This is a genomic window from Micromonospora sp. NPDC020750, assembly GCF_044334565.1.
Taxonomy (GTDB): Bacteria; Actinomycetota; Actinomycetes; order Mycobacteriales; family Micromonosporaceae; genus Micromonospora.
The window spans coordinates 43,948-70,893 of record NZ_JBIRTH010000007.1; the positions used below are offsets into that span (position 1 = coordinate 43,948).

Sequence of the window (26,946 nt, forward strand, 5' to 3'; positions counted from 1 at the left end):
GACCGGCGTCCACCGCGCCCGATCACCTCTCCGAGCGACGCCGCCGCCTGACTCCGTCAGGGGCGCGACGCCTCGTTCCGGAGCGACCGGCCCGCCCGAGCGCGGCTGCGCGCCCCGGCGCGACCCCACGGCTACCGGCCCACGCCCCCGCCCCGCAACCGTCGGCGAAACCCATATTGAGCGATCGCTCAACTCCGCCTATGCTCCGCTTGAGCAGTCGCTCAAAAGCGGGGAGGATGTCATGTCGGAGCAGGGCGAACGGCCACCGCGGCGGACCGCCGCCAACTGGGTGCTGGCCGGGCTGATCGCGGCCTTCGGGCTGGTGGTCTACATCGTCACGGTCCGCGCCGGGCGGGCCGACAGCGCCCTGCTGTTCGTGGCCCTCCCGGTGATCCTCGCGTCCGCCCTGGCCCTCGTCCCCGGCCGGACGGCGCACGGCCGGGTCTTCGTGGTCACCACGATCGCCCTGCTGCTGGCGGCGGTGGCGCTGCACGAGGGGGCGGTCTGCGTCATCCTGGCCGCCCCGCTGGTGTACGCGGTGGCGCACGGCACCACCGCGCTGATCCGCGCGCTGCGGGACGCCTCGCGGACGTACGCGGTCCTCGCCGTGCCGCTGCTGCTCCTGCCCGGCCTGGAGGGCAGCGGGATCGGGCCACGGCTGGACCCGGAGCAGTCGGTCGAGGTGGTCCGGGTGGTGGCGCTGCCCGCCGATCAGGTCGCCGAGCGGCTCGCGGCCGGCCCCCGGCCCGTCCCGGTGCGGTCCATGCCGTTGCGGCTGCTGGGCGCGCCCACACCCACCGAGGTCAGCGGCGACGGCCTGGCCGTGGGCGACCGCTGGATGTTCGGCTACCACGGCAGCGCGCACGGGCCGGGCGGGCACCTGCTCGCCGAGGTCGAGACCACCCAGCCACAACAGGTCGTCTTCCGCTTCGTCGAGGACACCTCAATCACCGCCCGCTGGTTCACCTGGCGGCGTGCGGACCTGCGCTGGCGGGCGGTCGACGCCGGGCACACCGAGGTCCGGATCAGCGTGGACTACCGGCGCGGCCTCGACCCGTCCTGGTACTTCGGCCCGGTGCAGCACGTCCTGCTCGGCGAGGGGGTCGGGCACCTGCTGGACATGACGGTCCCGCGGTGACGGTCGCCCGCCACCTGAGCCTGGCGGTGCCCCTGCTGGCCGTGCTCGCCGCCGCCCGGTTGGAGCGAAACCGGGACGCCCGGGCGGCGGCGCTGCTGGCCTTCGTGGCCGGCGCCGTCGGCATCGCGGCCCTCGACGAGGCGGCCCGGCGCACCGGCTGGTACACCTTCGCACCCGTGCGGGGCGCGTACCGGGGGCTGCCGGTGGACCTGTGGATCGGCTGGGCCGTCCTGTGGGGCCCGGTGCCGGTGCTGCTACGCAGGGTCCTCCCGCTGCCGCTGGCGCTGGGCCTGCTGCTCTGGTTCGACGCCGTGACGATGCCCGCCCTGCACCCGCTGGTCCACCTCGGTCCGCACTGGCTCGTCGGGGAGGCTGCCGGGCTGCTCGCCGTGGCCCTGCCCGCCCAGCTGCTCGGCCGGTGGTGCGCGGACCGCCGGCACCTGGCCGCCCGGACGCTGCTCCAGGTCGGCCTCTTCGCCACCCTGCTGCTGTGGTTCGTGCCGACGCTGGCCTTCGAACTGGGCGACGGTTCCTGGGCCGGGCTCACCGGGCTGCCCGCGTCCCGGCTGCTGCTCGCCGGGCAGGTCGTCCTGCTGGTGGCGACGCCGGCGCTCGCCGCCGTGCGGGAGTTCGCGGTCCGGGGCGGCGGCACCCCGTACCCGTGGGATCCGCCCAGGCGGCTGGTCACCACCGGGCCGTACGCCTACCTCGCCAACCCGATGCAGTTCGGCGCCGTGGCCCTGGTGCTGCTGACCGCCGCGGCGACCGGGAGCCTGGCACTGGCCGGCGCGGGCGCGACGGCGGTCGCCTTCGCGGCGGCGGTGGCCGGGCCGCACGAGAAGCACTACCTCGCCGGCCGGTACCCGGAGGGCTGGCGGGCCTACCGACGGCGGGTCCGGAACTGGTGGCCGCGCTGGCGGCCGTACGTGTCGGGGCCACCTGCGGTCCTCTGGCTCGACGCCGACTGCGGGCCGTGCGCGGCGGTGTGGCGCTTCCTCGCCCGCCGGCACCCGGTGGGCCTCATCCTCCGGCCCGCCTCGGCGTACGACGGGGGGCTGCGGCGGGCGGAGTACACGGGCGGTGACGGCCACCGGGAACGGGGGGTGGCCGCCGTCGCTTGCGCGCTCGAACACGTCCACCTCGGCTGGGCGCTGGCCGGCTGGACGCTGCGGCTGCCCGGGGTCGCCTGGCTCGCGCAGTTGGTGACCGATGCGATGATCGCACCGCCGCGTCCGGCCAGCGACCGGCGAGCCGGGCAAGCCGGCACGCGAGAAGCCGAAGCCGGACGAGCCGGCACGCGAGGAGAGGGATGTCCGACACCAAGCAGCGCCTCCTGGACGGCGCCATCGCCGCGATCCGCCAGCACGGCATCGCCGGGGTCTCGGCCCGTACGATCGCCGCCGCCGCCGGGGTGAACCAGGCGCTGGTGTTCTACCACTACGGCAGCGTGGACGACCTGCTGGCGGCGGCCTGCCGGGCCAGCACGGTCGAGCGGGTCGGGCACTGGTCGGCGCGGCTGGCCGGGGTTGGCTCCCTGCGTGAACTGCTCGCCGCCGGCCGCGCCCTGCACGAGCAGGAGCGGGAACTGGGCAACGTTTCCTTCCTCGCCCAGATGCTCGCCGGGGCGCAGGCCGGCGAGCGGCTGGCCGCCCCGACGGCCGGCGCGCTCCAGCTCTGGGTGGACGAGATCGAGGCCGTCCTGGGTCGCCTGCTCGCCGGCTCCCCGTTCGCGGAGATCGCGGACGTGCCCGGCCTGGCCCGGGCCGTGTCGGCCGCGTTCATCGGGCTGGAGCTCTACGACGGGGTGGACCGGGCGGCGGCCGAGCGGGCGATGTCCGCGCTCGACCAGCTCGCGATGCTCATCGAGATCGTGGACGACCTGGGGCCGATCGCCCGACGGGCCCTCCAGTCCAAGGTCAACCGGGCGGTCCGGCGCGACTGAGCCACGGCCCGGGAGACGGGACCCGGCACGGGCGGCCCGGGCGTCGACAGGGCGCGGTCCAGGTGACGGGTCAGGCGGCGGCGAGGATCTCGTCGCCGACGGCGGTGAGCTGGTCGGCGCCCACCTCGACCGCCGTCAGGTAGTGCCGCAGCCAGGAGCGCAGCCCGTCCGGGGTGCCGGTGGCGAAGGCTCCGGCCGCACCGACGTACTCCGGCTCGCGCTCGCGGTGGCCGACGTCGGTGCCGACCAGCCCGCGCGGGTCGAGGCCGGTGGACATCAGCACCAGCCGGGCGGCGCCCCGGGCCACGACCCCGGACGGCCCGGCGAACGGGCGCAGGTTCAGCAGCTCGCCGTGCACCACGGCGGCGAGCACCAGCGGGGGCACGGCGGTGCCGCCGGCGACCAGCCCGGCCAGAGCGTCCAGCCGGGCGCCGACCACCGGATCGGCCACCGGCCGCCCCAGCTCGTCGGCGGGTACGACGTCCCGGGCGGCGAGCACGTGCAGCCGGGCGAGGACCTGTCGGGGGGCCCTCGGCCAGGGCTCGGTCAGCCCGGGCAGCGCCCCGGCCACCCGCAGCGCGCCCTGGAGCACCGGGTCGGTGACCGTACCGGCGCGGACCGACTCGCGGTCGTGGGCGGCCCCCTCCAGGGCGGCGCTGGCCACGGCGCAGCGGAGGCTCACCTCGGCCGCGACCTGGCCGCCGTGCCGGCGCAGCGCGCGGTGCCGCAACGACTGGTCGACCCGGTCGCGGGCCCGGTCGACGGCGGGGGCGATGTCGGCGAGCGCGAGCAGCGGGGCGAGCGGATCGGTGGTCACCCCGTCACGCTAGCGACCCGCCCGGACGCCCGGCCCGCAGCCGCCCGACAACGCGACGCCCGCCACCCCGGTCCCGCCCCGCCGCCCACCTCACTCCTACAGTTCGGCGCGCGGCGGGGGCCGCTCGGCGCGGGCGTGCTCCGGGAGCTGTCGCGGGCACCGCCCGCCCCGGCTAACCTCTGCGGGGGTAGGGACGCAGGTCACGGATGCGATGAGGGAGTCACGGCATGAGCGAGGCACTGGCCAATCTGCTGAACGAGACCCGGCAGTTTCCGCCTCCGGCTGAACTCGCCGCGAACGCCAACGTCACCGCCGACGCGTACGCCGAGGCCGCCGGGGACCGGCTCGCCTTCTGGGCGGAGCAGGCCGGGCGGCTGGCCTGGGCGAAGCAGTGGGACCAGGTGCTCGACTGGTCGAACCCGCCGTTCGCGAAGTGGTTCGTCGGCGGCCGGCTCAACGTGGCGTACAACTGCCTGGACCGGCACGTGGAGGCGGGCCGGGGCGACCGGGTGGCCATCCACTGGGAGGGCGAGCCGGGCGACACCCGGACCATCACGTACGCCGACCTGCACCGGCTGACCTGCCAGGCGGCGAACGCGCTGATTGAGCTGGGCGTGACCGCCGGCGACCGGGTGGCGATCTACCTGCCGATGGTCCCGGAGGCTGCGGTGGCGATGCTGGCCTGCGCCCGGATCGGCGCCACCCACAGCGTGGTCTTCGGCGGCTTCTCCGCCGACGCGCTGACCAACCGGATCCAGGACGCCACCGCCAAGGTGGTGATCACCGCCGACGGCGGCTACCGCCGGGGCAAGCCGTCGGCGCTGAAGCCGACGGTGGACGAGGCGGTGGCGAACTGCCCGTCGGTGGAGCACGTGCTGGTGGTCCGCCGCACCGGCGAGGAGGTCGCCTGGACTGCCAAGGACCTGTGGTGGCACGAGACGGTGGAGCAGGCGTCGACCGAGCACGCCGCGGAGCCGTTCGACGCCGAGCACCCGCTGTTCATCCTCTACACGAGCGGCACCACGGCCCGGCCGAAGGGCATCCTGCACACCACGGGCGGGTACCTGACCCAGGTGGCGTACACGGCGCACGCGGTGTTCGACCTGAAGCCGGAGACGGACGTCTACTGGTGCACCGCCGACATCGGCTGGGTGACCGGCCACTCCTACATCGTGTACGGCCCGCTGGCCAACGGCGCCACCCAGGTCATGTACGAGGGCACCCCGGACACCCCGCACAAGGGCCGGTTCTGGGAGATCGTCGACAAGTACCAGGTCAGCATCCTGTACACCGCCCCGACGCTGATCCGGACGATGATGAAGTGGGGCGATGACATCCCCGCCGGCTTCGATCTGTCCTCGCTGCGGCTGCTGGGCAGCGTCGGCGAGCCGATCAACCCCGAGGCGTGGATGTGGTACCGGCAGCACGTCGGCCGGGGCGAGCTGCCGGTCGTGGACACCTGGTGGCAGACCGAGACCGGCGCGATCATGATCTCGCCGCTGCCGGGCGTCACCGAGACCAAGCCGGGCTCGGCGATGACCCCGCTGCCCGGCATCGTGGCCGACGTGGTGGACGACCAGGGCCAGTCGGTGCCCAACGGCGGCGGCGGATACCTGGTGCTGCGCGAGCCGTGGCCGTCGATGCTGCGCACCATCTGGGGCGACGACAACCGGTTCATCGAGACGTACTGGTCCCGGTTCGAGGGCATGTACTTCGCCGGGGACGGGGCGAAGAAGGACGACGACGGGCACATCTGGCTGCTGGGCCGGGTGGACGACGTGATGCTGGTGTCGGGTCACAACATCTCCACCACGGAGGTCGAGTCGGCGCTGGTGTCGCACCCGTCGGTGGCGGAGGCGGCCGTGGTCGGCGCGACCGACCCGACCACCGGCCAGGCGATCGTGGCGTTCGCCATCCCACGCGGCACCACCGACACCACCGGTGAGGCGGGCGAGAAGCTCATCACCGAGCTGCGCAACCACGTGGCGAAGACCCTCGGCCCGATCGCGAAGCCGCGGCAGATCCTGCTGGTGCCGGAGCTGCCGAAGACCCGCTCCGGCAAGATCATGCGCCGGCTGCTGCGGGACGTGGCGGAGAACCGGTCGCTGGGCGACGTGACCACCCTCCAGGACTCCTCGGTGATGGAGCTGATCTCCTCCGGGATCGGCGGCGGCAAGTCCGACGAGGACTGACGGCAGGCGTACCCCCTCGGTGGGTGACGGTCCGCGCGGACCGTCACCCACCGCTGTTTTCCGGGGGTACGTCGACAGCACGTCACCCGACCGGCCCGCTCGGTCGGTCGGCGGAGGGCGCACCGGCCTGAACGGACACAGGGAACGGAACCCCCTGTCGGAAGACTCCGTTCTCCTCTAGGTTCAGCCGCACCGGTCGATTCGACCTCTGTCACTGTGCGTCGAACCGGCCGGCGTCCTTCCCCACGCCCCGAGAACGGAGCGGTATGCACACTAATCCGCGCACCGGGTCACGCCGACGACTACTCGTCGCGCTGCCCGCTATCGCCCTCGCGGCCACGGCACTGACCGTGACCGGAACCGCGTCGGCCGAGACCTCCGGCCCAGCCCCAGCCACGATCGGGGCGGACGAGTACTACATCAACTACGCCGAGCCCGAGGTGCAGCCGAACACCGGCGGCAAGGAGGTCAAGGGCGCCGACGGGGTCTACACCCCCGCAGCGGACGAGTCCCGGGCGTACGACCGTAAGTTCGCCGCCGGCAACCCGACGACCGCGAAGCAGCTGGCGAAGCTGGAGGCCAAGTCGGTCCAGACCGGCAAGAGCCCCCGGAAGATCAAGCAGGCCCCGAGCACCCAGACCGCCAAGCTGCTCACCCTGCTGGTGGAGTTCAACGACCAGGCCAACGACGACTTCACCGGCGTGATGGTCCCGAAGACGGTGTTCGAGGACCGGACCTGCGTCCCCGGCACCGTGCAGAACGGACCGAAGCACAACAACATCGCGAACCCGGCGGCCCTGCCGCACAAGGACAACAACTCGATGTGGGTGCCGGACTTCTCCCCGACCCACTACGACAAGATGCTCTACACGAAGAAGGGCATCACCGAGCGGGTCCGCACGGACCTGACCGGGCCGGACGGTAAGCCGGGCGTCAGCCTCGCCGGCCGGACCATGCACAACATGTACCTGGAGATGTCCAAGGGCGCGTACACGGTGGACGGGCAGGCCAGCCCGTGGATCACCGTGCCGCACTCGGAGGGCTGGTACGCCGCCTCGCGCTGCTTCCAGGACGAGAACGGCAACTGGGTCGCCGGCCGCGAGCAGGCGATGAACGGCCACCCGGACAACCCGGCCGGGGCGGGCCGGCTCGCCACGGACGCCATCGACGCCCTCGCCGCGATGGACCCGAGCTTCCCCTGGGCCGACTACGACATCGAGGACCAGGCCGACCGGGACGGCGACGGCAACCTGCTCGAGCCGGACGGTGTGATCGACCACCTGGTGCTGGTGCACGCCGGCCAGGGCAAGTCCCGCGGCGGCGGCAACGAGGGCACCTACGCCGTCTGGGCGCACTCCTCCACCGTCCCCGGCGGCTACACGATCCCCGGCACGAACCTCAAGGCCGCGAACTACATCGTGCAGCCGGAGGACGCCGGCGTCGGCGTCTTCGCCCACGAGTTCGGCCACGACCTGGGCCTCCCGGACCTCTACGACACCTCCGGCAACGCCGACTCGGACGTGGACTTCTGGGACCTGATGGCCTCCGGGTCGCACAGCGGCGAGATCTTCCAGGCGCTGCCCACCCACATGGGCATCTGGGACAAGTGGGTGCTCGGCTGGGCCGAGCCGGAGACCATCGCCCCCGGCTCCGCGCCGCGCGTCGTCCGGGTCGGGCAGACCTCACGTACCCCGGTCGGCACGGCGGACGGCATCAAGGTCGACCTGCCGGACAAGGTGCTCACCCTCGCCACGCCGCACAGCGGCACGAAGATGTGGCACAGCGGGGCCGACCAGAACTGGGCCGACGTCAAGCTGTCCCGCGCCGTGAGCGTGCCCTCGGCGGCCGACTCGAAGTTCTGGATGTGGAACAACTACATCATCGAGGAGGACTGGGACTACGGCTTCGTCGAGCTGTCCGCCGACGGCGGGGCGACATGGTCGGAGCAGAAGGTCTACGACGCCACCGGCGCGCTGGTCACCACCGATGACAACTACGCCGACCCGAACGGCCGGATGGCCGACTTCGGCGGCAAGCGGTACGGCCTGACCGGCTCCACCGGCGGCTGGCGGCACGACTACGTCGACCTGTCGGCGTACGCGGGGCAGACGGTGCAGCTCCGGCTGCGTCAGGCCACCGACGAGGCGTTCAACGAGCGGAACTGGTTCGCCGACGACTTCTCGGTCACCGGCGGCGGGGCCACCACCTGGAGCGACGACGTCGAGGGCGGGGCGAACGGCTGGACCGCCACCGGCGGCACGTTCACCGACACCACCGGCGTGGGCTGGAACATCAACACGGGCACCGAGCGGCGGGCGCACTTCTACCTGGCCGAGTGGCGCAACTTCGACGGCTTCGACAAGGGCCTGAAGTACACGTACGACACGGTGTACTCGCACGAGGCGTGGAAGGTCGACCGGATCTCCTACAACGCCCCGGGCATGCTGGTCTGGTACCGGGACACCGCGCTCGGCGACGTCAACCACGTGACCGGGCAGATGACCGCCCTGCCGAGCTACGGCGCGAAGGGTGGCCTGCTGATCGTCGACTCGCACTTCGACCCGTACCGGCGGCAGGGCACGGCGGCCGAGAAGGACCCGTCGGTGCTGGACAACCTGCCCAGCCGGCCCCAGTCGGCGAACGCGGCGTTCGGCTTGAAGAAGACGAAGCCGTTCACCGAGTGCCTTGAGGCGGCAGGCGAGCCGTACAGCGAGTACTGCACGAGCTTCCCCGCGCAGCCGGCGGTGTCGGGCTTCACCGACGCCAAGACCTGGTACCCGGGCATCGAGATGCGTGACGGGTCGCCGTACGCCCGGGACAACGACGCCTCCGTGGTGCTGCCGTCGCGGGGCAACGCGCCGTACACCACCCGGGTGGTCAACCCGGACGGTACGCCGGCCCGGTCGTTCTACGGCGTGGTGCTGGGCGGTGGGGCGATCGTGCTGGGCAACGGCAACCCCGCCAGCCAGAACGTGCACTTCGGCGTCACGCTCACGGTCAAGAAGGCGACGTCGGACAACACCGTCGCCTCGGTGCGGGTGACCTCGGCGCGGCCCTGACCCCTCAGGCGCGTCGCAACATCGGGCGGGGCCCGTCCGGAGCACACCGCTCCGGGCGGGCCCCGCCTGCGTCGTCCGGCGGCGCTCCGTGGACGTGGCCCTCGCCACCCTGAAATGCCAGGTGATCGTGGCCGAAACGTAATGTGAGGTGACGTCGCATCCCGTCGCCCATTGGCCCTGATTTGCCGACCTTTGCCGGGGGTCCTCATCGGCTGACCGCGCTCACCGGACAGTGACAACGACCGACTCCTCTGCCAGGGTGGCAGACGCACCCATGACAGCGTCGACTCCGGTCGCGCCTGTCATGTAACAGTCCACAAAGGAGGATCTTTGAGGAGACGAGTCACGGCGGGCCTGGCCTCGGCCGCGGCCGCGCTGCTGGCGGCCGGCGTCGTCACGGCCCCGGCGTCCGCCGCCCCGACGGCGGAGCCGACCCCGGGCGCCGAGAAGGCGGAGCGCCGCAGCGACAGCCTTCCCGACGCCAAGGCGGACCAGCACCAGGAGGTCCGTAAGCAGGCGATCGCCGACCTGCTGCAGGGCAAGGTCAAGCTCCAGACCCGCAACGGTTCCAAGGTCATCCAGGTCAAGAACGACAGGTTCGTCGAGTACCAGCAGGCCCCGAAGACCGATCCGATCTTCACGATGCTGGTCCAGTTCGGCAACCAGACCGACCCGCGCACCGGCGGGACCGCCGGCCCGCAGGTGAACCAGATCGCCGCGCCGGACCGCAACTGGGACGGCGGCGCCACCGACGACAACAGCACCCTGTGGCGGTCCGACTTCAACCGGGCCCACTACATGGACATGTTCTACGGCGAGGACGAGTCCATGCGGGACTTCTACCTCAAGCAGTCCGGCGGCCGGTACACCGTCGGCGGTGACGTGAGCAACTGGGTCACCGTGCCCTTCAACGAGTCCCGGTACGGCAGCCCCGCCATCTCCGAGGCCGACGGCTACTGGAACTTCGTCAAGGACAGCGCCACGTCCTGGTACGACTCGCAGGTCGCGGCCGGCAAGACGCCGCAGCAGATCAAGGACTACCTCGAGCAGTTCGACGTCTGGGACCGGTACGACTTCGACGGCGACGGCGACTTCAACGAGCCCGACGGCTACGTCGACCACTTCCAGGCGGTGCACGCGGGCGAGGGCGAGGAGGCCGGCGGCGGCGCCCAGGGCGAGGACGCCATCTGGTCGCACCGGTGGGCCGCGTTCCCGAACCTGGCCGGCAGCGCCGGCCCGGCGGGCAACCTGTCCGGCGGCGTGCAGATCGGCAACACCGGGATGTGGATCCGTGACTACACCACGGAGCCGGAGAACGGCGGCCTCGGCGTCTTCGCGCACGAGTACGGCCACGACCTCGGCCTGCCGGACCTGTACGACACCAACGGCGGCGACAACGGGGTGGGCTTCTGGAGCCTGATGGCCTCGGGCTCGTGGCTCAGCCGCGGCACCGACGACATCGGCTCGACCCCGGGCTACATGGACCCGTGGTCGAAGCTCTACCTCGGCTGGCTGAACCACTCGACGGTCGAGTACGGCAAGGGCAACACCATCCTGCCGATCGGCCCGGCCGGTGACAGCGACGGGCCGAAGGCCCAGGCGGTCGTGGTGAACCTGCCCCCGCAGACCGAGACCACCTCGTACAACACCCCGTTCGCGGGTGCCAACGAGTGGTGGGGCGGCAGCGCCGACGACCTGAACACCACGCTGACCCGTCAGCTGGACCTGACCGGTACGACGTCCGCGTCGATCACCGCGAAGGCCTGGTACGACATCGAAGAGGACTACGACTACCTGTACGCCGAGGTGTCCACCAACGGTGGCGCCACCTGGGCGCCGCTGAGCAACTCGCTCATCGACGCCGGCGAGACCGGGGTCGACGGCTCCAGCAGCGACGCGTGGGTCGACCTGACCTACGACCTGTCCGCGTACGCCGGGCAGACCGTGCAGTTCCGCTACCGCTACCAGACCGACGGCGGCGTGCACCTGGCCGGCGCGTTCCTGGACAACATCTCACTGGTCAAGGGTGGTGCCACCACCTGGACCGACGGCGCGGAGACGCTGGACGCCGCGTGGACCGCCAAGGGCTTCACCCGGATGGGTGGCTCGATCACCGACTCGTACCCCCGCTTCTACATCGCGGAGAACCGGACGTACCTCGGGTACGACGACACGCTGCGCACCGGCGGGTACAACTACGGCTTCGCCAACACCCGCCCGAACTGGGTGGAGCGGTTCTCGAACCAGCCCGGCCTGCTGATCTGGTACGTGAACTACGCGTACGGCGACAACAACACCTCGCAGCACCCGGGCTTCGGCTTCAACCTGCCGGTCGACGTCCGCCCGGGCCAGATCAAGGTGGGCGACCGCGCCATCACCAACCGGCGCAGCGGCTACGACGCCACGTTCAGCTGGTTCGTCAAGCCGGCGCAGACCTTCCACCTCAACGGGGTGGCGGTCACCGTGCCGAAGCAAAACCCGAACCCGGTGTTCAGCGACAGCGACGTCGACCGCTACTGGACGGCCGGCAACCCGCAGAACTCGGTGAAGGTGGCCGGCACCGGCACCAAGATCACGATTGTGACGCAGGGCAAGAAGGCAACCGACAACATGGTCCTGCTTGTCAGCAACTGATCCATTTGATCGATGAGGGGGCCGGTGGCGGCGACGCCACCGGCCCCTTCCGTCTGCGCCGACGTCCACTGATCGAAATGTGTCACTGCAATTCCAGACCCGACGTCCACGCTGTTCAACCGTTCGGAGAGCGACAGGGGTGTGACGGTGGAACGCATTCCCAACAAAAGTTTGCAACAAATCGACGTACGCGTCTTCCCACCCGTCCCAGGAGACTCTATGTTCACCATTGGTCCCACTAGTGGGACCTCTCACCGGCCCGTACCCCCGTTGGGTCGGTTCCCTCACACCGGAGGTACCACGTGCGGAAAGTCGCAGTGGGTCTGCTCGGGCTTTCGTTGACGGCGACGGGACTGGTGGTGGGCACGTCCGCCAGCGCCGCGCCGGCTCCGAAGCTCCCGGCGACCGCCCCGTCGGCCGCCGAGAAGCCGGCGGACCACGATCTGCCGGACAAGCTCGAGGACAAGCGTCGTGCGCTTCGCCAGGAGGGACTCAGCGAGGTCCTCTCCGGCCGGGCCAAGGCGCAGAAGATCAACGGCAGCACCGTCGTCAAGGTCGGCGAGACCGTCGGCAGCACGGCGGCGAACGCCGGCGCCCGGAACGCCAAGGCGGGCCAGCAGGACCAGTACGTCGAGCTGGCCCGGGAGCGGACCGACAAGATCTTCGTGATCCTGGCCGAGTTCGGCGACGACCGGGACCCGGCTTACCCGGACAAGGACACGAACCCGACCATCGCGGGTCCGACCACCTTCAACGGGCCGGTGCACAACCAGATTCCCCAGCCCAACCGCGCGGTGGACAACTCGACCGTGTGGCAGGCGGACTACAGCGCGGACTACTTCCGCAAGCTGTACTTCGGCACCGGGCAGGGCGACGAGTCGGTCAAGCAGTACTACGAGGCTCAGTCGTCCGGGCGCTACACCGTGGAAGGCCAGGTCACCGACTGGGTGAAGGTCAAGTACAACGCCGCCCGGTACGGCCGCTCGAACGACCCGAAGGCCGACAACGACCCGACGGGCGACCCGGCGGTCTGCGCGGCGAACAACTGCCAGAACGCCTGGGACCTGGTCCGCGACGCCGCCAACCAGTGGGTCGCCGACCAGAAGGCCAAGGGCCGCACCGACGCCCAGATCAAGGCCGACATGCAGTCCTACGACCAGTGGGACCGGTTCGACTACGACGGCGACGGCGACTTCAACGAGCCGGACGGTTACATCGACCACTTCCAGATCGTCCACTCCGGCGGCGACCAGGCCGACGGCGACCCGCACCAGGGTGAGGACGCCATCTGGAGCCACCGCTGGTCGGCGTACAACACCTCGCGCACCGGCCCGGTGAACTTCCCGATCGGCGGCACCCAGATCGGCAACACCGGCATCTGGATCCGCGACTACACGGTCCAGCCGGAGAACGGCGGCCGGAGCGTCTTCTACCACGAGTACGCGCACGACCTGGGCCTGCCGGACGACTACAACAACCTCAACGGCGGCGACAACAACAACGAGCACTGGACCCTGATGGCCCAGAGCCGGCTGAACGCCAAGGAGGACGCCGGCATCGGCGACCGCGGCGGCGACCTCGGCGCCTGGAACAAGCTCCAGCTCGGCTGGCTCGACTACGAGGTGGTCAAGGCCGGCCAGAAGAAGACCCTGGAGCTCGGCCCGCAGGAGTACAACTCCGCCAAGCCGCAGGCCGCCGTGGTGGTGCTCCCGCAGCGGGAGTACACCTTCGACTACGGCCAGCCGTTCGAGGGTGCCAAGCAGTTCTTCTCCGGCAACGACGACGACCTGGACACCGCGCTGACCAGGACGATCGACCTCACCGGGAAGACCTCGGCGGCGCTGTCGCTCAAGGGCCGGTTCGACATCGAGGCGGGCTACGACTACCTCTTCTTCGAGGCGTCGACCGACGGCGGGGCCACCTGGGACGCGCTTCCCGGCACCGTGGGCGGCTCGCCGATCCCGCCGGTGTCGAACACCGACCCGACGCCGGCCCTCAGCGGCAGCAGCGCGGGCCAGTGGACCGACATCAACATCCCGCTGAACTCGCTGGCCGGCCAGGTCGTGCAGTTCCGCTTCCACTACCTCACCGACGGGGGAGTCGCCGAGGGCGGCTTCTTCGGCGACAACATCACGGTGACCGCCGACGGTCAGACCCTCTCCACCAACGGCGCCGAGACCGGCCTCGGTGACTGGGCGGCCAAGGGCTGGAGCATCGTCTCGGGGAGCTACACCCGGCTCTTCGACAACTACTACATCGCCGGCAACCGGACGTACGTCTCGTACGACAAGTACCTGAAGACCGGCCCGTACTACTTCGGCTACGCGAACACCCGCCCGGACTACGTGGACCACTACGCGTACCAGGAGGGCCTGCTGATCTCGTACTGGAACCTCCGGTTCGCGGACAACGACACGTTCGAGCACCCGGGTGAGGGTCGGAACATGATCATCGACGCGCACCCGCAGCCGCTCTACAACCTGACCGGCAACCCGTGGCGGGCCCGCGTCCAGGTCTACGACGCGACGTTCGGCCTGAAGAAGGCGGACTCGTTCACGCTGCACATCAACGGTCAGGCCCAGTACATCCGGGGCCAGGCCGCGCAGCCGCTGTTCGACGACACCAAGCAGTACTGGTACCCGGAGCTGCCGAACCACGGCGTCAAGGTCCCGGCCACCGGCACCAAGATCAAGGTGCTGGAGCAGAACGGCACCTCGGTCAAGGTCCGCTTCTCCTGATCCACTGATCGACCGCACCACCGCGATGCCCGGGCAGTCCAACTGCCCGGGCATCGCCCTTTCCGTCGGGGAACCAGCCGACCGGCCGGAACGCCGGAACGGACAGGCACGCCGGGGTCATAGGCTGTGGGCATGACCGAGCAGCGTGGCGGGGCCGTCGACGAGACCTGTGTCCTCACCGAGGGGCCGTGGACGCACCGGTTCGTCGGCGCGAACGGCAGCCGCTTCCACGTGGTCGAGGCCGGCACCGGCCCGATGGTGCTCTTCCTGCACGGCTTCCCCGAGCACTGGTGGGCCTGGCACGACATCCTCCCGGCGGTGGCCGACGCGGGCTTCCGGGCGGTCGCGGTCGACCTGCGCGGCTACGGCGCCAGCGACAAGCCCCCGCGAGGGTACGACGGCTACACCCTCGCCGCTGACGTCGCCGGCCTGATCCGCGGCCTCGGCGAGCGTTCCGCCACCGTGGTGGGCACCGGGGCCGGCGGCATGATCGCCTGGACCGTCGCGTCGTTCCACCCGTCGCTGGTCCGCCGGCTCGTGGTGCTCGGCGCCCCGCACCCGCTCCGGCTGCGGGCGGCGATCTTCGCCGACCCGCGCGGCCAGTTCACCGCCTCGACACCCACCCTGAAGTTCCAGCTGCCCCGGTACGAGCACGTGCTCACCCGGGACGACGCGGCGGCCGTCGGGGAGGCGCTGCGCCGCTGGGGCGGGCCGCGCTGGGTGGCCGGGCCCGACTTCGAGGCGTACGCCGAGCGCTGCCGGGAGGCGATGCGGATCCCGCAGGCCGCGTTCTGCGCGCTGGAAGGTTACCGGTGGGCGTTCCGGTCGGTGCTGCGGCTGCACGGCTACCGGTTCGTCCGGCTGATGCAGAAGCCCCTGATCACCCCGACGCTCCAACTGCACGGCGCGCTGGACGTCGCCTCCCTGCCGCGCACCGCCCAGGGTTCCGGCCGGTACGTGGTGGCACCCTACGAGTGGCGGCTGCTGGGCGACGTGGGGCACTTCCCGCACGTCGAGGCCCGGGACGTGGTGCTCGGCGAGATCCTGCGCTGGGCCAAGTCCTGACCGGCTCGGGCGTCGCCTTCGTCGGGGTGCCGCCCGCACGGGCAGGTCAGAGACGCTGCTCGCGCAGTTCGGCAACCTCGCGGGCCGGGGCCCAGCCCTGGTACACCCCGAAGTCGAAGACCTCCAGCCCCATCGCCCGAGCGACCGGCCAGCGCCCGCCGGTGTATTCCACCCGCAGCCAGCCGTCGTGCTCGGCCAGCACGATGAACGGCTGCCCCTGCCAGGTGCAGGTGGTCCGGACGTATGCCAGCTCTTCGATCTCGGTCACCGGGAGCACCCGGACGTACCGGCCTGGGCGGATCTCCTCGAACCCGTCGCCGGGCTCCGGCTGGTACAGCCGGACGTCGTCACCGTCCGGGCTGGCCTGGTACTCACGCCCGCGCCAGCGGGCCACGTAACCGTCGCGCATCAGGACTCACCGACCTGTCGCCAGAGCAGGGCGTCGGTGTCCAGGATCGCGACCACGCGCTCGGTGCCGTCCGCGCCGATCCGCCACAGCTCCGCGCCGTGCGGCAGCCGGGCGCTGTCCACCTTGAACTCCGCCACCACGTCGCTGCTGTCGCCCGGGGCGAAGCCGTTTCCCCGGAACGGTGGGCGCTCCATGACCCAGCCCTCCATGGCCCGCATGGCGCCCTCGTTCTGCCCGCCGTAGGGGATCCGGTAGAGGCTCGGCCGGTGCGCCGGCCAGCGCAGCACGTAGATCTGCGCGGCGTCCCGGGAGAACGGCGAGTCCGGGTACCCGAGACCCAGCGCGTCGTGCAACTGGGCGGGGCTGTTCAGGTGGGCCAGCTCATTGGCCCGGTGCACGAAGCCGGAGACCCGGTCGTAGCCGCGCTCCAGGTAGTAGGTGAGCTGGCTCGGGGCGATCGCCTTCTGCATCACCACGGGTCGGTTCGGGTCCACGGGCGGCGGGACGTGCCGGACAGCACCCGTGGACGCCTCGGCGGCCCGCTCCGGCTCGGGCTCCGGCTCGCTCCCGGCGTCGTCGCCGAGCCCCACCTCGGCGGCCCAGTTGGCCAGCGCCACGATCTGCTCGCCGGGCAGCTTCGCGCCCACCGGCGTGTTCGGGTTCACCGCGAATGACCAGGCGTCATCGGGCCAGCAGCGGATCAGCTGGACGAACTTGACCCGTACCGTCTCCACCGGCTCGTCGACGTGGTCGGCCAGCCGCTCCGGAGAGGTGTGGACCACGACGTACGTCTCGCCGTCCAGCCGCTCGGTCCGCCAGACGAAGCCCGGGTCCCCCGGCCTGCTGTCGGTGGCCGAGTCGGGCGCCACCGGCAGCAGCACCCGGGCCAGCAGCAGCGTGGAGAGGAAGCTGTCGGTACTGCCGGTGCCGGCGGCGGCGAGCAGGTCCTCCTCCACCTCGTTCGCCGGCTGGAAGTCGTCCACAGGGGCTGCCGACGCTGCCTGTTCCTGCTCCCGGGCCGCCACCGGCTCCCCAACGGTCCCCAGGTCCGGATCGCCGGTGGACGGCGGGCCCGGCAGGGGCCCTGTCGACACGGCATCGACCGTTGGCTCGGGGTCCACGGCTGGCTCGGGCTCCACAACCGACAGTGCGCTGCCGGCCGGCTCGGGGTCGGCGACGCCGGACGTGGCCGGACGGAACAGGGACCCGGCCGACGGGTCCGGCGCGGGTGGCGTCGACGGGGGGAACAGCAGAGCTGTCGGGCCCGGGTCGTCCGGGGCGGGCGGTCCGGAGACCGCGCCGGCGTGGTCGGGGAGGGACGGCGGTGCGGGCCAACCGAGATCGGAGACCGGGTCGATCCGGTCGAGTTCGGGCACCGGGTCGAGCCCGCCGAGGTCGGGCCCCGATGTCGAGGCGGGGGCCGCCGGCGGGGTGCCGCCGAAAAGAGACGGGCCGGGGGCGACGCCCGGCGCAGCGGCCGGCTCGGTCGCCGGCAGGTCACGCGCCTCGATGATGGTGCCCTCGATGACGATGGGCGAGAAGGAACGGCGGGACGCGGGCGGCCCGGAGACCGGCTCGACGGCCGACGTCGGCAGCTCCTCCGCCATCTCCTCGACCGGTGCGGCGACGGGTTGCTTCGCAAGGGACCGGGTGGTCTCCTCCCCGTCCGCCCCGGGGCGGGGGCGCGGGAACGCCTGGGCGGCGCCGGCCCCGGGTCGACGACGTGGCGGCCCGCCTGAGTGCCCGGCACCATCGGCCCCGAGGGGACGGGTCGGCTCCTCCCCACCGCTCGGGCCGAGGGGACGGGTCGGCTCGTCCGGCACCACGCCACCCGGCATGCCGAAGGGACGGGTCGGCTCGTCGCCCGGCGCGACGGGCCGGAACCCCCGGATGGGCTCCGGCGGTGCCCCACCGCCGGGACGCAGGGCCTGGGTGGGGTCCTCGGCACCGACAGGGCCGGGACCCGGTGAGGTCACCTCCCCGGGCCGGAACGCCCGGGTGACCTCCTCAGGCCCGACGGCACCGGTACGCAGGGCTTGCGTCCGCTCTCCGGACCCGACGTCCCCGGGCCGGAACGCCCGGGTCACCTCCTCCGAGCCGCCACCATCGGGCCGGAACGCCCGGGTCACCTCCTCCGAGCCGCCACCATCGGGCCGGAACGCCCGGGTGACCTCGTCGGGGGCGGCGCCACCGGGGCGAAACGGCTCGGGCTGCGACGCGGACGGGGCAGCACCGGCGGGCGGAAACGCCACCGTCGACGGCTCCGCAGGTGCGGCGGGGTGGAAGGCATGCGGCGGTTGCTCGGTGGCCGGGTCCGAGGCCGGACGTCGCCGCGGGAAGGGTTGACCACCCCCGGCGAACCGGGATGGCGGGGCGGCCCGCTCAGCGGGGCGACGGGGCTCCCCGATCGGCCGGGCGGCTCGGCTCCGGCCGGACGCCGGCTCGAAGAAGGAGGCGGGCGGGGTGGGCGGCGCCGGAGGATCGGGGGATCGGCCATTTCCGCCCCCGCCCGCTGCCACCTCGCCGACGGGGGGCGCATCGGGCGTCCGCCGCCGGGAGACGTTCAGCCACGCCGATCCGGACGGTGCCGCGTCGGCGCGGGTCGCCTCGGCGCCGTCCGGCCCTCCGGCCACGGCGGGACCCGGTCGGCCGGCTACGTCTCCGGCCCGGTACGGCCCGCCGGCTGCGGGCTCGCCCGCGCCGCCGGGCGACCGGTACGACGGCCCGGGCGGGACCGACGTGGGCAGGACCGAGTTGGGCAGTACCGGCTCCGGCGGGGCGGTGGTCAGCGGGGCGGTGGGCGCCTCGGCGGCAGCGGACAGCTCGGTCGTGGGCCGGCCCGGCGGCGGTCCGGCGACCGACGGCTCCGGCAGGCTCGGCGCGGGCGACGTCGGGGCGTCCCGGTTGGGAACCACCGCGGTGGCCCTGGTCCTGGCGACGTTCTCCGCGCGTTCCAGGCGGGCCCGGGCGCCCATGGTGCGGCCGGGCAGCCGTACGTCGCCCCGGGACAGTTGGGACACGAACCAGGCGGGAAGGTACCCCTCGATGGGCAGGCCCGGGTTGACCGCCAGCCACCACTCGTGGTTGGGCCAGTCGACGGCGAGATCGGCGTACGCGCTGCGGCGGTTGGCCGCCGGGTTCCCGCCCAGGCAGGACTGCAACGCGGCGGGCGAGGTGAACGCCAGCACGTGCGTGCGCCCGCCCGTGGTCCAGGTCCCCCAGCCCATCGGGGCCTGCCCGGCCAGCGCCTGCGTGGAGACCGGCAACAGCAGTTCGGTGCGGGCCAGCACGCGGAAGTAGAGCTCTTGGTCGTTGGCGCGGAGCGCGTCCCGCATCGCCGCTTCGGCCTCGGTAGCCGGCTCCCAGTCGGTCACGGCCACCTCTCCTCCCGTGAACAGGCCATAGGCATCGCCTACAACCTACAAGGTGGTAACAAGATCACAATGGCTGGCCGGTGACGCCCCGCCGGGCGATCCGGGTGGGACTAACATCCTGTTCCGGAGCCGACACGATACGGAGGCGATCGATGCCCCGGCCCACCGCGCGACCGGTCCTCGCCGCCGCGGCGGCGGCTTTGTTGATCATGCTGTCCGCCGCGACCCGCGTGGCCGACCCGTGGCCCCTGCCGGACCGGTCGGGCACGGTCGACCCGGTGGGCGAGGGAGGCGGACCGCGCGTGGCCGAGCCGGCGGGCGCGGCGGACAGGCTCGACCTCGCGGGCTTCCGAGGCGCGGCGGCACCGGGGTGTGCCACCCCGCTCGCGCCCGTCCGGCCCATCGCGGCCACCCCCTGGCCCCAGCGCCGGTACGCCCCCGAGCGGCTCGCCGCACTGGCCACCGGGGCCGGGATCACCGTCGCGGTGATCGACTCCGGGGTGGACCGGGGGCACCCGCAACTGGCCGGCCGGGTCCTCGACGGAGCCGACTTCCTCGACCCGGGGGGCGACGGCAGCCGGGACTGCGCCGGGCACGGCACCGGCGTGGCGAGCGTCATCGCCGCCGTGCCGCGTGCCGGCGTCGCGTTCCAGGGGCTCGCTCCCCACGCCCGGATCCTGCCGGTGCGGGTCAGCGAGCAGCAGGTCGTCGAGGGACGCGAAGCGGGGCGGACGGTCGGCGCGACGGCCTTCGCCCAGGCGATCCGCTGGGCGGTCGACCATGACGCCGACGTGCTCAATCTCTCCCTCGTGCTGTACGTCGACCACCCCGCCGTCCGGGCGGCGGTCCGCTACGCGGTGGACCGGGACGTGGTCGTGGTGGCCGCCGCCGGCAACCTGCACGACGGCGGGAACCCCCGCCCGTACCCGGCCGCGTACGACGGGGTGCTCGGCGTGGGCGCGATCGGCCCCGACGGCCGGCGGGCCGACTTCTCGCAGGCCGGCCCGTACGTCGACCTGGTCGCCCCCGGCGGCGAGGTGCTGACGGCCGGGCCCGGGCAGGGCCACCACCGGGTTGAGGGCACCAGCTATGCCGCCCCGTTCGTGGCGGCCACCGCGGCGCTCGTCCGGGAGTACCGGCCGGAACTGACCGCCGCCCAGGTGACGCAGCGGATCGTCGCGACGGCCGATCCGGCCCCGGGCGACGGCTCGGGCGACGGGTACGGCGCCGGGGTGCTCAACCCGTACCGGGCGGTGACCGAGACCGGCGCGGGCCCGGCGGGCCGGAAGCGTGGCGTCGGGGCGCTGCCGGCGGACCGGACCGATCCCGCTCTGCTCGCCCGGCAGGCCCGACGCGGGGCGGCCCGGGACCGGGCGCTGGCCGTCGCCGCCGTCACCGGCGCCGCCGTGGCGGGCGTGGTGCTGCTGGCCGTGGTGCTCCCCCGGGCCGCGCGCCGACGGTGGCGGCCGGCACCCTGACCCCACCCGGCATCCCGTCGAACCGGGGCGCCGCAGGGCATCCGGACGTCCCCGGCGACGCCCGGCATCCGTCGGACGCCACCGGGGACGGCTCACTGGAACAGGTTGACGTTCCGCTTCTCGGTGTCGAGGTAGTCGGACGCGGAGTCGTCGACGGCGAGCTTGATGTCGCGCAGCATCGCCTGGAGGTCCTGCGAGGCGGACCGCCACCGGGTCTGGCGCTGCTCGTACGCCTGCCGGGCCTCGCCGTCCCAGCCCGCCACCAGCGGCGCGGCGTCCCGTTCGAGCTGCCCGAGTTGGTCGTCCAGCGTCTTCAGCGCCCGTTGGATGTCCGCGCCGGCCTGATGCAGGGCGGCGAAGTTGACGACCAGCACACCGTGGTCCATCGGATGATCCCCTTTCCGGGAGAGTGCTACAGCGGCAACTGGATGCCGCGGTTGGTGCCGGCGACCCGGCTGGCGGCCTCGTTGTCGGAGGCGTCGTACTGCTGGCCTGCGGTGCGGATGGCGGACGCGGTCTCCCGCAGCGCCCGCTGCAACGCCGACTGGTCCTGCGACCACTGCTGTTTCACCTGCTCGAACGAGCGCCCACCGGCACCCCTCCAGGCCTGCTGCAACACCTCCAGCTCGGTCAGCAGGCCGGTCAGCATGGCCTGCAGGGACTGGTCCACCTGCTCGAACTTCGCGGCGGTCTGCTGCATCACCGCGGCTTCTGCCTGGGTCTGGGACACCCCGGACGTCACCTCGTCTCCTTGATGGGTGGCTGGCCGTCGGCCGCGCCCGTGACGGACGCGCCGCTCGCCCCGCCGGCGGGAGGCGCCGGTGCGGGTGAGGACTCAGCGAACTCGTCGCTGACGGTAGCCGTCCAGTGGCGGTTCTGCTACCCCGCCGCGCTCCCCTGTGGACAACCACGGGCCTCCCGCGTCGGGCCGGAGTCATACGATGACGCTGCGGCACCGACCGCACCGACGCCGTGACTCCGCCCGGCGTCGCCGGGCGAGCGCTGGGGAGGCGCGGTGACGGCCAGCACGACCACGACCACAGCCACGGCCACGCCGGAGCACCGGCAGCCGCTGCCCCCACAGTGGATACCCGCCGCCGGCTCGCGACCGTCGGCCGGGCGGCGGGCCGGTCAGGTGGTCGCATCGCAGGTGGCGGTGGCGCTGGTCGCCGCCGGGGTCGGCCGGGGCACGGCGGCGACCGGGGTCGCCATGCTGCTGGCCGCGGCGCTGCTGGCGGGCTCGTGGGTGCGGGTCCGGGGCCGCTGGCTGTTCAGCTGGCTCGGCGTCGCCGGCGGCCATCTCCGCCGACGACACGCCCCGGCGCCCACCGCCGGCCCGGACGGCCTGTTGGGGCTACTCTCCCCCGGCGCGGCGGTACGCGCGGCGGAGCTGGCCGGCGGCCCGGCCGCGCTGGTCGACGACGCCGAAGGGCTGACCGCCGTGTTGGAGATCGGGGACCCTGGCGACCTGCTCGGCGACGGCCCCCGCGGCCTCCCCGCGCCGTCGACGCTGCTGCCGCCGGTCTCACCGGAGCTGCCCCCGGTCCGGCTCCAGCTGCTGTTCAGCGGCTCACCCGCGCCGGCCGCCACGTCCGGCGGCGGCACGGTGGCGACGTCGTACCGGCAGCTCACCGAGGGACGGCTGGCCGGGCGGGACCGGGCGCTGCTCGCGGTCCGGGTGCTGCGCGTCGTCGGGTGGACCGACGAGGATCTCCGGGTCGCCCTCTCCGGCGTGGTCCGGCGGATCGCCCGCCGGCTCGGGCCGGTGACCGCCCGCCCGCTCGGCGCGCACGCCACGCTGCGCGTACTCGCGGACCTGGCTCATCGTGACGACGGCGACCCCGTGCTGGAGTCCTGGCCGTCGGTGCGCACGGGGGCGCTGTGGCAGACCACGTTCCGGGTGTGCCGCGTGCCGGACGTGCGCACCGACGGCGGGCGACGGCTGGTGCCCCGGCTGCTCGTCCTGCCGGCGGCGGCGACCACGGTCTCGCTCTGCGTCGGCCCCCACACGGGCGTCGACGGCGCGGGGCCGCCGGCCGAGCTGACCGTACGGCTGGCCGCCTGGACGCCCGGCGAGCTGTCGGTGGCGGCGCAGGCCCTGCGAGGGCTGGTGGACTCGGCCGGCGGCGACGTGGACCGGCTCGACGGCCAGCAGCTCCCGGCGTTGGCCGGCACGTTGCCGCTCGCGTGGGCGATCCCGGGCACCCCGGTCGACGCCGTCGCCGTGGATGCGCTGGAGCTGCCGGTCGGCGAGGCCGGGCTGATGGTGGGCGCCAACCGGCGTGGCGAGGCCGTGACGATCCGCCTGTTCCGGCCGGAGGGCACCCGGTTGATGCTGGTCGGCGGGGTCCGGGCCGCCCAGCTGGTGGCCCTGCGGGCGATGGCGCTGGGTGCCCTGGTGGCGGTGCAGACGACCCGGCCGCGGGCATGGGAGCGGTTCGTCCGGGGCGTCGGCACGCCCGGCGGGTCGATCCCGGTGCTGCCACCCGGCCGGCCGGTGGGCGGCGGCCCCGCCTCTCCGCTGCGGCCGTTGCTGCTCGTGGTGGACGCCGGGCCGGTGCCCCCGGCCGCCGGGCCGGTGCCGGCCTGGCAGTCCACCCTGGTGGTCCGGGACGACCTCACCCCGGCCGACGTCGACCCGTTGAGCCGGGCGGACCTGGTGGTGCTGCAACCGCTGAACCCTGCCGAGGCCGCGCTCGCCGGGGCCGCGCTCGGCCTCGGTGGATCGGCGGACTGGCTGACCCGGATCCGGGAGGACATGGTGGCGGTGGTGAACCGGCGGGCGCTGCGCTGGGCGCTGCTCTCGCCCACCCCGATCGAGTCGCAACTGGTCGGTCGGCCGGGACGGGGCTGAACCGCCGTGGTCCACCCGGCCGGTCGCGGGTTCCGTCGGTGGCGGGTCCATGGCACCATCCGTGGCCATGGGTTTCCTGAAGGGTCTACTGATCCGGCTGGGCAGCACGGCACTGGCCTTCTGGCTGGCCACCCTCCTCATCCCGGGCATCACGCTCGACACGGGCTCGGCCACCGAGGCGGTCGTCACGCTGGTCCTCGTCGCCGTGATCTTCGGCGTCGTGAACGCCGTGCTCCAGCCGGTCATCAAGACCGTCGGCTGCGGCTTCTACCTACTGACTCTGGGCCTGATCGCGCTGGTGGTGAACGGCCTGCTCTTCCTGCTGTCGAGCTGGATCGCCGGCGAGGCCGGGCTGCCGTTCCACGTGGACGGCTTCTGGCCGGCGGCGGTGCTCGGCGCGCTCCTCGTCGGCGTCGTCACCTGGCTCCTGGGCGCCCTGCTCGACCGCGACTGAACGTTGCCGGTGAGGCCAGTTGGCGGGAATTGGCTGGCGAGGGGCCGCAGCTGCGGGGTTAGCGTCGGGACATGATCACCCTGACCCGCGACGACGGTTACCTGCTCAGCACCGACCCGGCCCGGCTCGACCTCGACCTGGTGCACCGCTGGCTCTCCACCGACGCGTACTGGGCGCTCGGACGGGACCGGGAGACCGTGGGGCGGGCGTTCGCCGGCTCGCTGCCGTTCGGCGTGTACCGCCCCGGGGACGGCCGTCAGGTCGCCGTGGCCCGGGTGGTCACCGACGGGGCGACCTTCGCCTGGCTCTGCGACGTCTATGTGGACCGGGTCGCCCGGGGGCACGGGCTGGGCACCTGGCTGGCCGGCGCGGCCCGCGACCACCTGGCCGAGCTCGGCGTACGACGGATCGTGCTGGCCACCGCCGACGCGCACGAGGTGTACGCGAAGGTCGGCTTCACCCCGGTCGACCCGGGCCGGTGGATGGAGTACGACGAGCGGGTGAGCCAGCTCACCGGAAAGGAACCCGAGGCCGATTCACCCCTTACGGTGGATAGGTGACCCCGCTCCGCCTCGGATACCTCTACGGCCTCGGCGCGTACCTGCTCTGGGGATTCTTCCCGCTCTACTTCAAGCTGCTCCAGCCGGCCGGGCCGCTGGAGATCCTGGCGCACCGGATCGTCTGGTCGCTGGTGTTCGTGACGCTGCTGCTCGCCGCGTTGCGCAACGTCGGCTTCCTGCGCGCGCTGGCCCGCCGCCCCCGGGCCCTGGCCGGGATCGCCGCCGCGGCAGCGCTGATCGCCCTCAACTGGGGCACCTACATCTACCTGGTGAACTCCGAGCGGGTGGTGGAGACGGCGCTCGGCTACTTCATCAACCCGCTGGTGTCGGTGCTACTCGGGGTGACCGTGCTGCGCGAGCGGCTACGCCCCACCCAGTGGCTGGCGCTGGGCATCGGCGCGGCGGCGGTGGGTGTGCTCACCGTCGACTACGGCCGGCTGCCCTGGCTGGCGCTCACCCTGGCGGTCAGCTTCGCCGCCTACGGGCTGGTCAAGAAGCGGCTCGGGCTGCCGGCGGCGGAGGGTCTGTTCGTGGAGTCGGCGGTGCTGGCCCTGCCCGCCCTCGGCTACCTCGGCTGGCTCGCCGCCACCGGCGACCTCACGTTCGGCCAGGTCTCCGCCGGGCACACCGCGCTGCTGGTGCTCGCCGGGGCGGCGACCGCGATCCCGCTGCTGTTCTTCGCCGGCGCGGCCAACCGGCTGCCGCTCACCGCGCTGGGCATGCTCCAGTACGTCGCGCCGATCCTCCAGCTCGGCTGCGGCGTGCTGATCTTCCACGAGCCGATGCCCCCGGCCCGCCTGGCCGGCTTCGCCCTGGTCTGGCTGGCCCTGGTGGTCTTCACCACGGATGCCCTGCGCCACGCCCGCCGTTCCCGCCGCGCCCGCCGCGCCGCGACCCCCGCCGATCTTGCACTCGCGGCCCCCGATTCGCCGCGTTAGTCGGATTCGCCCGGGCCGCAACTGCAAGATCGCGGGGGCGGGGTCGCGGGGTTAGCGGGTGTCGTAGGCGAGGATTGGGGTGCCGTCGGCGCGGAGGAGTTCCAGGCGGACCAGTTCGCCGTCGGTGAAGCGGGTCGTGCCGGTGAACCGCAGGTCGTCGCCGGGGGCGGCCAGCCAGGAGCCGATCTGCTCCGTCGCGCCGTCCGGGCCGTACGCCACCAGCCGGAAGGTGTACGCCTTGCGGTGGCCGTCCCGCCGGTCGTACCCGCAGCGCATGGTGACCTCGGTGCCCCACGGGGTGCCGGTCAGCCCGATCTCGGCGTGCACCGGCACCGCGCCGGCGACGGTCCGCATGGCGGCCATCGGCACCCGCGGGGCCGGCGGCGGGGTGACCTCGGCGGCCGGCCGGAGCGTGGCCGCGCCGAGCCCGGCAAGCAGCGCCAGCACGGCGGCTGCCAGCGAGGTCACGACGTATCGGCGGCCGGCGGCCCGGCGGTCGCGGCGGCGGCGTTCCCGCGCGGCGGCGAGCAGCACGTCCACCCGGGAGGTCTCGGCCACCGGCTCCAGCAACGGCACCAGCCCCGCCGGATCGAGCCGGCCGAGCAGCCCGGGCAGCACGGCGATCTCGGCCACCGCCTCCCGGCAGGAGGCGCAGCCGGCCAGGTGCCGCTCGTAGGCGGCTCGCTCGGCGGGGGCGAGCGCACCCAGCAGGTACGCGCCGTCGTCGTGCGCGAACTCGCAGCGGGTCAACGGGTCACCCCCATCTCGGCCAGCGCCAGCCGTAGTGAGCGCAGCGCGTAGTGGGTGCGGGACTTGACCGTCCCGGGTGGCACGCCCAGCCGCGCCGCCGCCTCGGCCACCGAGCGTCCCTGGTAGAAGCACTCGATCAGCACCTCCCGGTGGGTCGGGCTGAGCCGGTTCAGCGCCTCGGCCACCGTCCACGCCTCCACCGCCCGCTCCGCCTCGTCGACCGCCTCCGAGGGTTCCGGCAGCTCGTCGGTGTAGACCTCTCCGACCCGGGTGGAGCGCCGCCGCCAGGCGTCGATGGCCAGGTTCCGGGCGGTGGTGAACAGCCAGGCCCGCACCGAGCCGCGCGTCGGGTCGAGCGCTTCCGGGTGCCGCCAGGCCCGCAGCAGCGTCTCCTGCACCAGGTCCTCGGCCCGGGTCCGGTCGCCGTTGACCAGCCGCAGGGCGTGCGCGTGGAGCGCGTCGGCGTGCGCGTCGTGCAGGGCGCGCAGCAGTCGGGCGTCGTGGTCGCTGATGGCGGCCTCCTCGGGCGTCGGGGAGTCCAGCG

General features: G+C 73.2%; 20 protein-coding genes. 13 read left to right on the plus strand and 7 right to left on the minus strand.

What is annotated here, in order from left to right; all coding sequences use genetic code 11:
- The first annotated feature begins 241 nt into the window (after positions 1-241).
- From ACH4T9_RS21555 to ACH4T9_RS21565, 3 genes are read left to right on the plus strand one after another with little or no spacing between them, the layout of a single operon-like run.
- Positions 242-1,138, plus strand: coding sequence for a hypothetical protein (locus tag ACH4T9_RS21555; protein ID WP_396671522.1), 897 nt, complete (start codon positions 242-244; stop codon positions 1,136-1,138).
- Positions 1,135-2,553, plus strand: coding sequence for a methyltransferase (locus ACH4T9_RS21560; protein ID WP_396671523.1), 1,419 nt, complete (start codon positions 1,135-1,137; stop codon positions 2,551-2,553). Before ACH4T9_RS21555 ends, ACH4T9_RS21560 begins: the two co-directional genes overlap by 4 nt.
- Entirely contained in the window at positions 2,448-3,080 is a 633-nt protein-coding gene (locus ACH4T9_RS21565; RefSeq protein WP_396671524.1) for a TetR/AcrR family transcriptional regulator, read from the plus strand. Before ACH4T9_RS21560 ends, ACH4T9_RS21565 begins: the two co-directional genes overlap by 106 nt.
- Positions 3,081-3,150: 70 nt before the next feature.
- Here the strand turns inward: ACH4T9_RS21565 and ACH4T9_RS21570 are convergent, their stop codons facing one another.
- Entirely contained in the window at positions 3,151-3,897 is a 747-nt protein-coding gene (locus ACH4T9_RS21570) for an oxidoreductase (RefSeq protein WP_396671525.1), read from the minus strand.
- A gap of 227 nt (positions 3,898-4,124) precedes the next feature.
- Here ACH4T9_RS21570 and acs point away from each other — a divergent pair, with 227 nt between their 5' ends.
- From acs to ACH4T9_RS21595, 5 genes are all read left to right on the plus strand, one after another.
- Positions 4,125-6,089: an acetate--CoA ligase gene (acs, locus tag ACH4T9_RS21575; protein WP_396671526.1), complete on the plus strand. Its 1,965-nt coding sequence runs from the start codon at positions 4,125-4,127 to the stop codon at positions 6,087-6,089.
- Positions 6,090-6,355: 266 nt separating this feature from the next.
- Positions 6,356-9,148: an immune inhibitor A domain-containing protein gene (locus ACH4T9_RS21580; RefSeq protein ID WP_396671527.1), complete on the plus strand. Its 2,793-nt coding sequence runs from the start codon at positions 6,356-6,358 to the stop codon at positions 9,146-9,148.
- A 330-nt stretch (positions 9,149-9,478) separates the two neighbouring features.
- Positions 9,479-11,782 (plus strand): immune inhibitor A domain-containing protein, encoded by a 2,304-nt coding sequence (locus tag ACH4T9_RS21585; RefSeq protein ID WP_396671528.1) that lies wholly within the window; start codon positions 9,479-9,481, stop codon positions 11,780-11,782.
- A gap of 317 nt (positions 11,783-12,099) precedes the next feature.
- Positions 12,100-14,520, plus strand: coding sequence for an immune inhibitor A domain-containing protein (locus ACH4T9_RS21590; RefSeq protein ID WP_396672039.1), 2,421 nt, complete (start codon positions 12,100-12,102; stop codon positions 14,518-14,520).
- A gap of 132 nt (positions 14,521-14,652) precedes the next feature.
- The gene (locus ACH4T9_RS21595) at positions 14,653-15,585 is read left to right on the plus strand and encodes an alpha/beta fold hydrolase (RefSeq protein ID WP_396671529.1); all 933 of its coding nucleotides are present in this window, start codon (positions 14,653-14,655) and stop codon (positions 15,583-15,585) included.
- 46 nt (positions 15,586-15,631) lie between these two features.
- Here ACH4T9_RS21595 and ACH4T9_RS21600 read toward each other — a convergent pair whose 3' ends face one another.
- Positions 15,632-15,997: a hypothetical protein gene (locus ACH4T9_RS21600; protein WP_396672040.1), complete on the minus strand. Its 366-nt coding sequence runs from the start codon at positions 15,995-15,997 to the stop codon at positions 15,632-15,634.
- Positions 15,994-19,368, minus strand: a complete 3,375-nt coding sequence (locus ACH4T9_RS21605; protein WP_396671530.1) for an SseB family protein — start codon at positions 19,366-19,368, stop codon at positions 15,994-15,996. Before ACH4T9_RS21605 ends, ACH4T9_RS21600 begins: the two co-directional genes overlap by 4 nt.
- A gap of 152 nt (positions 19,369-19,520) precedes the next feature.
- On the opposite strand from ACH4T9_RS21605, the gene mycP reads away from it, so the two are divergent.
- Entirely contained in the window at positions 19,521-20,846 is a 1,326-nt protein-coding gene (gene mycP / locus ACH4T9_RS21610; RefSeq protein WP_396671531.1) for a type VII secretion-associated serine protease mycosin, read from the plus strand.
- A 92-nt stretch (positions 20,847-20,938) separates the two neighbouring features.
- Here the strand turns inward: mycP and ACH4T9_RS21615 are convergent, their stop codons facing one another.
- Positions 20,939-21,232, minus strand: a complete 294-nt coding sequence (locus tag ACH4T9_RS21615; RefSeq protein WP_350883357.1) for a WXG100 family type VII secretion target — start codon at positions 21,230-21,232, stop codon at positions 20,939-20,941.
- Positions 21,233-21,258: 26 nt separating this feature from the next.
- Positions 21,259-21,576 carry a WXG100 family type VII secretion target gene (locus tag ACH4T9_RS21620; RefSeq protein ID WP_396672041.1) on the minus strand — a complete coding sequence of 106 codons (318 nt, stop codon included), beginning with the start codon at positions 21,574-21,576 and terminating at the stop codon, positions 21,259-21,261.
- A gap of 285 nt (positions 21,577-21,861) precedes the next feature.
- On the opposite strand from ACH4T9_RS21620, the gene eccE reads away from it, so the two are divergent.
- From eccE to rarD, 4 genes are all read left to right on the plus strand, one after another.
- Positions 21,862-23,700: a type VII secretion protein EccE gene (gene eccE / locus ACH4T9_RS21625; RefSeq protein ID WP_396671532.1), complete on the plus strand. Its 1,839-nt coding sequence runs from the start codon at positions 21,862-21,864 to the stop codon at positions 23,698-23,700.
- A 67-nt stretch (positions 23,701-23,767) separates the two neighbouring features.
- The gene (locus ACH4T9_RS21630; RefSeq protein WP_396671533.1) at positions 23,768-24,154 is read left to right on the plus strand and encodes a phage holin family protein; all 387 of its coding nucleotides are present in this window, start codon (positions 23,768-23,770) and stop codon (positions 24,152-24,154) included.
- Between the two features lie 71 nt (positions 24,155-24,225).
- On the plus strand, positions 24,226-24,714 hold the full coding sequence (locus ACH4T9_RS21635) for a GNAT family N-acetyltransferase (RefSeq protein ID WP_396671534.1): 489 nt from the start codon (positions 24,226-24,228) through the stop codon (positions 24,712-24,714).
- On the plus strand, positions 24,711-25,652 hold the full coding sequence (gene rarD, locus ACH4T9_RS21640) for an EamA family transporter RarD (RefSeq protein WP_396671535.1): 942 nt from the start codon (positions 24,711-24,713) through the stop codon (positions 25,650-25,652). The genes ACH4T9_RS21635 and rarD overlap by 4 nt, the downstream gene beginning before the upstream one ends.
- 51 nt (positions 25,653-25,703) lie before the next feature.
- Here rarD and ACH4T9_RS21645 read toward each other — a convergent pair whose 3' ends face one another.
- On the minus strand, positions 25,704-26,402 hold the full coding sequence (locus tag ACH4T9_RS21645) for an anti-sigma factor family protein (protein WP_396671536.1): 699 nt from the start codon (positions 26,400-26,402) through the stop codon (positions 25,704-25,706).
- Positions 26,399-26,893 carry a sigma-70 family RNA polymerase sigma factor gene (locus ACH4T9_RS21650; protein ID WP_396672042.1) on the minus strand — a complete coding sequence of 165 codons (495 nt, stop codon included), beginning with the start codon at positions 26,891-26,893 and terminating at the stop codon, positions 26,399-26,401. Before ACH4T9_RS21650 ends, ACH4T9_RS21645 begins: the two co-directional genes overlap by 4 nt.
- Between the last annotated feature and the right edge of the window lie 53 nt (positions 26,894-26,946).